The sequence below is a fragment of the Prevotella sp. C0026C3 genome, assembly GCF_056590795.1.
Map to the genome: position 1 here is coordinate 243763 of NZ_JBWPWW010000003.1, position 10506 is coordinate 254268.

The 10506-nt window shown below is 41.4% G+C and carries 6 protein-coding genes; 1 reads left to right on the plus strand and 5 read right to left on the minus strand.

Translation table 11 applies throughout. From position 1 onward, the window contains the following. Nucleotide 1: 1 nt before the first annotated feature. Nucleotides 2-2212 carry a RelA/SpoT family protein gene (locus tag AC1EK4_RS03350; RefSeq protein ID WP_480356993.1) on the minus strand — a complete coding sequence of 737 codons (2211 nt, stop codon included), beginning with the start codon at nucleotides 2210-2212 and terminating at the stop codon, nucleotides 2-4. Between the two features lie 16 nt (nucleotides 2213-2228). Beyond that, nucleotides 2229-3749, minus strand: a complete 1521-nt coding sequence (locus AC1EK4_RS03355; RefSeq protein WP_036896448.1) for a DUF4301 family protein — start codon at nucleotides 3747-3749, stop codon at nucleotides 2229-2231. A gap of 417 nt (nucleotides 3750-4166) precedes the next feature. Here AC1EK4_RS03355 and AC1EK4_RS03360 point away from each other — a divergent pair, with 417 nt between their 5' ends. Beyond that, complete coding sequence (locus tag AC1EK4_RS03360) at nucleotides 4167-5195, plus strand: GNAT family N-acetyltransferase (RefSeq protein ID WP_082721779.1); 1029 nt, start codon at nucleotides 4167-4169, stop codon at nucleotides 5193-5195. 64 nt (nucleotides 5196-5259) lie between these two features. Here the strand turns inward: AC1EK4_RS03360 and thrC are convergent, their stop codons facing one another. Genes thrC through thrA form a run of 3 tightly spaced genes read right to left on the minus strand, consistent with a single transcriptional unit; the run spans nucleotide 5260 to nucleotide 10261 of the window. Continuing rightward, nucleotides 5260-6567 (minus strand): threonine synthase, encoded by a 1308-nt coding sequence (thrC, locus tag AC1EK4_RS03365; RefSeq protein WP_036896443.1) that lies wholly within the window; start codon nucleotides 6565-6567, stop codon nucleotides 5260-5262. A gap of 11 nt (nucleotides 6568-6578) precedes the next feature. After that, complete coding sequence (locus tag AC1EK4_RS03370; RefSeq protein ID WP_036896442.1) at nucleotides 6579-7820, minus strand: cofactor-independent phosphoglycerate mutase; 1242 nt, start codon at nucleotides 7818-7820, stop codon at nucleotides 6579-6581. A 5-nt stretch (nucleotides 7821-7825) separates the two neighbouring features. Continuing rightward, nucleotides 7826-10261, minus strand: a complete 2436-nt coding sequence (thrA, locus tag AC1EK4_RS03375) for a bifunctional aspartate kinase/homoserine dehydrogenase I (protein WP_036896522.1) — start codon at nucleotides 10259-10261, stop codon at nucleotides 7826-7828. Nucleotides 10262-10506 lie beyond the last annotated feature (245 nt).

Sequence of the window (10506 nt, forward strand, 5' to 3'; positions counted from 1 at the left end):
ATTAAAGTCTTACTACTTGTTTTACTCCGCGAATCGTCTGGAGCTTCTTGATAAGTGAATTAAGCATATCTATATTCTCAAGCATCACGACCACATTGCCATTGAAGATGCCGTCATGAGAATCTATATTGATGGAACGCATGGAGAGTTTATCCTCCTTCGAAATGATATTGGTAATGTTATTGACGATACCTATATCATCATTCCCCACGATATGAAGTGTGATACTATATTGATTTGTACCTTTCCCACTCCATTTTGCCTTTACAATTCGATAGCCGAATCGTTTACGTAATTCAGGCGCATTGGGACAGTCTGTGCGATGAATGGTGATACCTCCATTGACTGTTACAAAACCGAAGACGGAATCTCCATAGATAGGATGGCAACATTTTGCCAATTTGTAGTCAAGACCTTTCAAGTTCTTATCAATCACCAATACGTCATCATTCTGCTTTAGTATCCTCGCATCTGGATTATCGTATTGGTAATTCTCCGCACTTTCAGCAGCTTTGGGAGCATTGAGATTCAAGTCGTGGTCTCTGACTTCTATATATTTCTCTATAATATTATTGGTATCGAGTTTCTCGTCGGCAATATCTTTATAGAAGTCTGAATTTTCCTTATAGCCCAACTTCTTGATGAGATGAGCCATGATGCTCTCTTCAATCTCTAGTTTCCGATTTTTAAATCTGCGCTCTAATAGTTCTTTGGCAAACAAACCGTCCTTGGCTTGCGTCTCTTTTAGGGCAAGTCTAATCTTCGCTTTGGCTCTGCTGCTTTTTACAATATTGAGCCAATCTCTCTTTGGCCGTTGATTATTTTGGGTAATAATCTCAATGGAATCTCCCGAATGTAACTGTTCTCGAAACGAAACAGCCTTCCCGTTGACGCGTCCACCCACGCATGTATTCCCAATACCGGAATGGATATGGTAAGCGAAGTCGAGTATGGTAGAGCCTTTGGGAAATTTTAGAATCTCGCCTTTGGGTGTAAAGACGTATACTTCGTCCTCATATAAGTCGAATTTGAATTGATCCATCAATTTCAAATCGTCGTTATTCTCGAGTGCAGCTCTAATGTTTGCGAGCCACTCATCAATACCTCCCTCGCTCTTAATCCCTTTGTAGCGCCAGTGGGCAGCTAGTCCGTGCTCAGCAATCTCATCCATTCGCTCTGTACGGATTTGTACTTCTACCCATTTGTTTTCCGGTCCTAGTACAGTAATATGCAAACTTTCATATCCGTTACTCTTTGGTACGCTTAACCAATCTCGCAAACGCTTTGGGTTGGGTTGGTACATATCAGTGATGATAGAATAAGCTTGCCAACATTGCATTTTCTCTTTTTCTAGAGGAGAGTCAAGGATGATTCTGATTGCGAACAAGTCATATATACCTTCAAAGTTACACTTCTGCTTCTTCATTTTTTGCCAAATGGAGTGTATACTCTTTGTACGGCCCTTCATGTGGAATGACAAACCGGCTTGTTTCAACTTCTCGTCGATAGGTTCGATGAACCGCTGGATATAGGCGTCTCTGCTTTTTTTAGTTGCGTTGAGCTTATCCTTAATTAGATAATAAGCATCATGCTCAAGATATTTCAGGCTGAGGTCTTCTAGTTCGCTTTTAAGTTTGTAGAGTCCTAGTTTGTGGGCGAGTGGGGCATAGAGGTAATTTGCTTCTTCACTTACTTCTTGCTTATGCTCTAGCTCGTTCGTATCACGAATTTGTCTCATCAGGTTAACCCTGTCGGCAATCATAATGAGAATGACACGCATGTCTTCGCTGAATGACAATAGCAAGTTCCTGAAATTTTCACTTTCTATGATAGGATTCTTGGCATAGAGTTCATGGATACGGCATAGGCCTCTAATGATGCGGAAAACACCGCCTCCGAAATCTTCCTCAATGCGGGTTAAGGTATCCGAATCATTCGAAATACTGGTGTATAGCAATATTGCTAAGACACCATCACGTTTGATACCGATCTCAGAGGCCGCAAGTTGGGCGGTTCTGAGACTTTCAAGTATCGGGTTCAGTCCGAATACATCTCTCTGAATAATATCGGAAGCCATGGCCGTGTAGAGGTAATGTTTCACTTTATTCTCGTCGTCTACCATCAAGCAGTCTGTCAGGCTTTGACGTAATAGACGCCTTAATTGCAGGGCTTCGGCCTTCTCTTGGGGAATGAATTCAAACTTATTATTCATAAAGATGTAGCTACTTTTATTGGTGTTGTTCCCGTAGTAAATCGTTTACAGTTTTGACGGGATTAAATGTACTGAGTGGAACTTCCACGAAAACGGTATTCCAATCACTCATAGCACCATTCCACAGACCGGGAAGTTCGAGTGCTTTCAGAACTTTACCGTTCTTGCTCTTGTGGCTGATGAAACCGGTAGACTTGTCTACAAAATCCGGTAAATAGAAGTGATTCCCTTGATAATCTTTTATTGCACATACCAAGTCTACAGGATTGAAGTGGGTACCTTCGGTAAACATCTTGCTGTATTCGGTATTATTGGTATCTATTTGGGTGCTTTCCAGTATTTGTAGACTGACAGAGCCATCGCTGTTATAGACCAAGAAAGGACCACCGCCCGGTTCTCCAACATTCTTGACCACTCCACAAACTCGCATGGGGCGATTCAACTTGTTCTTGAGATAGATTACCAATTCGGCATCTTCCAACATCTTAATGTCTGACTTTCGGCAACATAAATCTTGTTGTACGAATCTGATGATTTCCTCTAGTGTAGCGTGGTTGTATTGTCCACTCTCAAGCGTTCTTAGATAGTGGAAAGCTTGCTTTTGCAGAGTGACGAGAATACCCGCAATGAGTTGCTTGTAGACAATGGTATCTTCTTTGAGCCGGTCGGGAACTACATTGTCGATATTCTTGATAAATGTTACGTCAGCATCTATGTCATTGAGGTTCTCAATCAATGCACCATGACCACCCGGACGGAAGAGCAGGCTGCCATCTTCGTTCCTAAAAGGCGTATTATCGGGATTGGTAGCAATGGTATCTGTATTAGGTTTCTGTTCAGAGAATGATACATTGTAATGTATATTAAATTCCTTCTCATAAAAAGCTTGTTTTTGGGCAAGTCTTTGTTTGAAGAGTTCTAAGTGGTCATGGCTTACAGTGAAGTGGATGTTAGCCTCACCTTTTGAATCGGCATAGAGTGCCGCCTCCACCAAATGTTCTTCCATGGGAGTGCGTGCTCCCTCTTCGTAGTTATGGAAGAGCAGCAGACCTTTGGGTAGGGAACCATAGTTGAGCCCTTCCTCGTTCAGCATGTTAGCTACGATATCCTTGTATTGTTTGTTTTTTATCAGTGTCGGGATATCCTTATGGGTATTCTTCTTGCAGCAATCGTTGAGTGTCTCGTAGAAAGCAAAGTTCTGTATATGCTCGAAATAAGTCTTTTCGAAATCTGTTTCTGGCTTATCGTAATCAGCTTGCAAGAATGCAAACATGTTCTTAAACATTCTGCTGGCTGCACCACTTGCCGGTACAAATTTTACAATTGTGTGTCCTTCTCCCTTATATGTATTCCATGCCTTAATATAGGCATCGCGTTCTTCGGGTGTAGGGGCAATAATTCCTCTACTGGTAGAAGCTGCTTGCTCTAATCGGAGAAATGGAAAACCACTTTCAATTTCTTTGAGCTGATGCTCTACTTGTTCTTTTGTCATTCCGTGATTGGAAATCTGTTTTAGGTCAGATGGTGATAGATTCATATTGTTAAGATTTTATATTACGAAATTATGGTTGTGCTTATCGCATGTAAGAATAATGGATAACCTCCACAATTCTGTTCATCACAAAGATAATATTTTTGTAGTTATTGACAAAGGAAATGCATCTATAATTCCCAACTTTATGATGCCTTTACGCTTGTATTTGTTTAATTCACAAGTTGATAATCCTATTAGATAGCATTAATATACAAGTTGGGTTTCTTATAAAGAAATATATTGATTTTGTAATCAAAGGAATATTCATTAATTTTGCATCTCAAATTATCGCTCTTATTCATGATATTTTTCAGTTACGAGGATGGAACTACGACAAGAAAGGTTATTATCTATAAAAGCTTGCTAATGGATATATCAATGGATAGGATTGGGTAAATAATCAAAATACAACTAACGAAAATGGCAAATACCAAATCATGTTATAGTTTATATACGACGAGCAACCTATTGAAATTGCATCATGTGTGGAAAGAACTTTATGATAATAATGAGTCACTGGGTGTTTTTCAGGCGTATTTTTATAATAAGTGTATTTGGGTACAGCATTTATTGCGCATTTTTGGTAAAAAGCGTTATCCGCTTTTTGTAGTGATTTACCATCATGAAACACCGCTGCTTATAGCCCCGTTGAGTGTTTCGGTAAAGCAAGGTGAATTACCAACTCTCTTCAATGAAATACAGGGATGTGATGTCGCAGAGTTTATCTATCGTGATACCATAACCGATGAACAGATAGATGCATGCATCGACCTACTCACGGAGCGGTTTGGAATCATCAAGATGACACGTTTTGCTGTTCAATCTAAGGTCTATCAGCGATATATAGAGCGATACCCCGATACAGAGGTGACTTTTTACCCTTATGTTAATATTCCCTTTAGTGATAGTTATGATGATTATTACCAAGGTTTGAGTAAGAGTGCACGCCAAAATCTGCGCACCTCATATAATAGGTTGAAGAGTGATGGACTAGAGTATCGGCTTATGGTAGAAGGTGGGCATCCTCTCTGCTTGAAAGAGTGGAGTAAGTTCTATTTCTTTTATACAGATAGGCAGCAGGAGAAATACCGTAAGTACAGAGGCCTCAAAAAGTATATGAAGATGTTCACCAAGCACGATTGCGTAAGTATTAGAAACTGTAGTAACAATTTCATAGCAACTTTATATTATAACGAACAGATTGCTGCCTTATTGATGGGGATGGTGAGTCGTGATGGTACACGGGTAGTGATACCATGGTTGGCTATTGATGGTAAACTTGGAAGGTATTCGCCGGGTTATCAACTAGTTAATGAGACCATTAAATATTGTATGGAACATACATCAATACGTCATCTTGATTTGAGCCGAGGCGATGAAGGCTATAAAATAACTATGGGAGGCGAGTTGTATCACACTGCCTATTTTGAAATGAAGAAACGAGGCTAGAGTGGGATAGAGCATTTTTAGGCAAGTCACCAAAGGAAAATATTGGAGACTTGCCTTTTATTGTTTATTGTTGCAACAGAAATTCTTTGAAATCTTCAAATCTGATGCTCATGGGGATAATTTGCTTTTGTCCTTTCATAAACTTAGCCAGTGGTTGAGGAATCTCAATATCAGTTTTGAGGATGCTATCAACTTGTTCTTTGAACTTGGCTGGGTGAGCAGTCTCCAGAAATACTCCCACTTCGTTTGCTTGTAGATTTATTTTCAGTGCTTCATAGCCACATGCACCATGTGGATCGAGCACGTATTGATTGGTTCGATAGCAGTCGGCCATGATTTGTTTGATGTCTGTATCGGAGTAAGTAGCTCCGGATATTGCCGCTTTAATAGCATTCCAATCACCTTTGTATAAGTCTATAATTCTTGCAAAGTTGCTTGGTGCGCCCACATCCATGGCGTTGGCAATTGTCTGTTTGCTTGGTTTAGGCGAGTAGATACCAGTCTGCAAGTATTGATAGAAGATGTCGTTAGCGTTATTAGCAGCGATGAATCTCTTGATAGGGAGTCCCATGTGCTGGGCAAACAATCCTGCTGTGATGTTTCCGAAGTTCCCGCTCGGAACGCAAACTACCATCTCTTTTCCATCTAGTTGGTGGAGTTGCTTGAGTTGAGCGTAGGCATTGAAATAGTAGAATGCTTGTGGTAGAAATCTAGCAACGTTGATGGAGTTGGCACTAGTAAGCTTCATGTGGTTGTTCAACTGGTTATCCATGAAAGCTTGTTTGACCAAAGCTTGACAATCATCGAACACCCCGTCTACTTCTATGGCTGTAATATTCCGCCCTAGCGTTGTAAACTGGCTCTCTTGGATGCTACTAACTTTTCCTTTAGGATATAATACATATACGTGAATACCGTCGACGCCAAGAAATCCATTGGCTACGGCGCTACCCGTATCTCCACTGGTGGCTACGAGTACATTGACTTGGTCATGGCTTTCTTGTTTGATGAAATATTGTAATAAACGCGCCATAAATTTGGCACCTACATCTTTAAAAGCAAGTGTCGGACCGTGGAATAGTTCGAGGGCATATATGTTTTCTTCTACTTTTACAACTGGTGTATCGAAGCTCAATGTATCAAAGACAATTTGTTTGAGAGCATTTTCCTCTACATCTTCACCGAAGAAAGCTTTGGAAACCTCGAATGACATTTCCTGAAATGAAAGATTTTCAATGTTATCGAAGAAAGAGTGGGGTAGTCGTTTAATGGTTTCGGGCATATAAAGCCCCTTGTCCGGAGCTAATCCTTTGACTACAGCTTCGTGCAAAGTTGCCCATGGCGTCTGCTTGTTAGTACTATAGTATCTCATAGCTTTCTGTTTTAGAGCTTCATGAATGTTTCCATGAATTGGTTTAGATAGATAAGTCCGTAACCTCCTTCTACACAACTTGTTTCGTCATATAGTTGAACTTTGTCTGGAATAATCTCTTTGTGCCAAATCAAGAAAGGTACGGCCTCTTTTACATGAGTTCTGATTTCTACAGGTGTAGGATGGTCTGGGAGCACCGCAATACACACAGGCGTGTCCCAATTCTTAACTTCATGATAGATGGGCTCAACTATTCTATGGTCAAGATTTTCTATTGTTCGGAGCTTTAACTCAAGATCTCCGTCGTGTCCGGCTTCATCGCTGGCCTCTAAATGCAAGAAGACAAAGTCTTGTTTCTTAAGTGCTTCAATGGCAGCTTGAGCTTTTCCTTCGTAGTTTGTATCAGCTAATCCGGTGGCACCCGGTACCTTAATAATGTCTAAACCTGCGTAGTGCCCGATTCCACGAATCAAGTCTACGGCCGATATACAGCTTCCTGCCTTGATTTGGGGGTATAGTTGCATCAGTGTTTGCATGTTCGGGCGGTAGCCACCACTCCATGGCCAGATGGAATTTGCTTTCTCTTTTCTGTCTTTATTGAATGGATGTTGCGCTAAAAGTTGCTGACTTCTCAATATAAGGTCGTTGAGTAGGTCGGCTGTTTCTTGCGCACTCATTCTTCCATCTTTTCTATCTTCCTCTTCGGAATCTTTATAATTCTTTTCTGGTTTGATGAGTAAAGGCATCCATTCTTCATTGGGATGGTCGTGTGGTGGTGCACATTCCAAGTGCTTGTTTCCGCCCTTGATGACTAATAAATGACGATACTGAATACCAGTAATGAACTTAATTTTGTCGTTGCCTAGTTCTTTATTCAGGTATTGAATGAGCACATCGCCCTCTTCAGTGGTCAGATGTCCGCCATGATGGCTCTTGATTCGTCCGTCTTCCAAACTCACAATATTGCATCGAATAGCCATGTCTTCGAGTGCCATATCATATCCGATAGATGCAGCTTCCAATGGCCCACGCCCTTCGTATACCAAATTAAGGTCGTAACCGAGAATAGATGTATTGGCCACTTCGCTACCCGGATGGAATCCTTCTGGGATGGTCATCAGTCGCCCGGTTCTTCCTTTACGAGCCAACATGTCCATGTAGGGAGTGTCAGCATATTGAAGAAGGGTCTTATTACCCAATCTTGCGACAACATGGTCAGCCATGCCATCGCCTAAAATAATGATATGTTTCATCTATTTTAGATATTGGCAATTGACATGATGTTGGCAAATACACCGGCGGCGGTAACACTTGCCCCCGCACCATAACCTTGTATTTGCATAGGATATTCTTTATAGCGCTCTGTTGTCAATAAGACAATATTGTTACTTCCTTCCAAATTGTAGAAAGGATGGTTATGATCGACTACTTGTAGAGCCACGTTGGTCTTTCCTCTGTCCATGGTTGCAACAAATCTCCAGCGTTTTCCTTCTTGTTCCAAAGCCGATCTGCGTTTTTCGAAGTCGGAATCTAGTGTTGGCAGATTCTTCCAAAAATTCTCTACATTGCTCTCGAAGAACGAGTCTGGGACAAACAATTGTTTCTCTACATCTTCTTGTTCGACCTTGTAACCGGCTTCACGGCTAAGAATAACGAGCTTGCGTATCACGTCGGTTCCGCTTAAATCAATGCGTGGATCGGGTTCCGAGTAGCCTTGTTCCTTTGCTCTTCGTACAGTTTCTGAGAATGGTACGGTGCTGCTTATTTCATTAAAGATAAAGTTAAGAGTCCCGCTTAGAACAGCTTCTATCTTCAATATCTTGTCTCCGGAGTTTCTTAAATCGTTGATAGTACCTATGATTGGAAGGCCGGCACCCACGTTTGTCTCGAATCTAAACTTCACTCCGCGGGTCAATGCAGTCTTCTTGAGCTTCAAATACTTATCGTATTCGCTTGAGGCAGCAATCTTGTTAGCTGCAATGACACTGATATTATGTTCCAGAAGTCGCTGATATAGCGCCGCAATATCTTTACTGGCCGTGCAATCAACAAACACGCTGTTGAATACATTCATCTCCGTGATAGTCTCATACAGTTTCTCCGGCGAACTGGCTTCGCTTGCTTTAAGCTCCTCTTGATACTGATTGAGGTTTAATCCTTCGCGATTATAGATGGCTTTTTTGGAACTTGCGATACCGACAACGTTCAATTTCAGTCCGTTGGTTTCCTTTAATGTTTCGTATTGTTTTTTGATTTGCTCAATCAGTTTGCCTCCGACAGTGCCTACACCACATATAAATAGGTTCAATACCTTATATTCAGAGAGGAAGAAAGAGTCGTGCAATACATTTAAACTCTTTCGTAATGAAGCAGAATCTATAACAAACGAGATGTTGGTTTCGCTGGCTCCTTGGGCACAAGCAATCACACTGACACCGCTACGGCCTAATGTTCCGAACAGTTTGCCGGCAATACCGGGCGTATGTTTCATATTTTCACCAACGATTGCAATGGTTGCTAATCCTTTCTCTACGTGCATTGGAAACATTGCACCATCTGTTATCTCATTGGCAAATTCTTTGTTTAATACATCAACGGCTTCGTTTGCATCTTGGTCGCGTACACCTATTGAGGTCGAATTCTCTGATGAAGCTTGACTCACCATGAACACACTGATGCCTCTGTTGGCCAAGGCTGTGAAGATACGGCGGTTTACACCGATAACACCAACCATGGATAGGCCTGTAACAGTAATCAAAGAAGTTCCTTTGATAGAGCTAATACCCTTGATAGGTTTACAATCATTCTCTATCTTACTTTTGATAATGGTGCCCGGATTTTCCGGGTTGAAGGTGTTCTTCACCCTTATTGGTATATTTTTAACGCATACCGGATAGATTGTAGGAGGATAGATGACCTTTGCACCGAAGTTACAAAGCTCCATAGCCTCGATATAACTCAATTCGTTGATGGTATATGCGGTCTTGATAACACGCGGGTCTGCCGTCATGAAACCGTCTACATCTGTCCATATCTCAAGTACTTCGGCATCTAGAGCGGCGGCAATAATGGATGCGGTATAGTCGCTTCCGCCACGTCCAAGGTTCGTTGTGCGCCGCGTATGCACGTCTCTACTGATGAATCCCGGTACCAAACTGATGCGTGGAAGGTCGGCAAATGCTTCCTTCACAAGCTTGGCCGAAAGTTCACTCTCAAGCATCCGCCTGCCATTTATATATTCTGTCTTGATAAAATTACGGCTATCAAACCATTTCGCCCCATTGATAAGAGTGGCTACAATGTTTGAACTTAGGCGTTCGCCATAGCTCACAATGGCATCTTGAGTCTTTTCACTGAGGTCGTGAATAAGATATACTCCGAAATAAATAGACCGTAATTGCTCTAGTAGGGAATCGATTGTTGTGAAGAGCGCCTCGCGTTTTGTGGGGTTGGTAATAATGGTATCCACCATCTTGTGGTGCCTGTCTACCATGGAGGCAAATTCGTCTTTCCATGTCTCATCGCCTTTTAGGGCGAGTTGAGCGGTTGTTAATAACTGGTCGGTGATGCCACCTAGTGCGCTCACTACGACAATAACAGGCTGCTTTTTGGCTTCGTTCTCAACGATACGTTTTAAGCTTAGAATGCTCTTTACGGAACCTACAGATGTCCCGCCAAATTTAAGTACTTTCATTTTAAAGATGTTTATGTAATGCTCCGACATCCCTAAAACAAGCAGGGTGTATCGAAACTTAGTGGCAAAAATAATGATAAAAATGTCAATGACCAACGTTTTTGACAATAAAATGAATCTTATTGATGTGCTTTAGTTATAACGCAGAGTCAACCAGCAAGTGCAAAATTATAAAACGTATTTGAAGAATTCACACTTTGGAGTAGAAAAGTTTAATTTTTCTCTCGGTCTTTCGTTCAATTTCT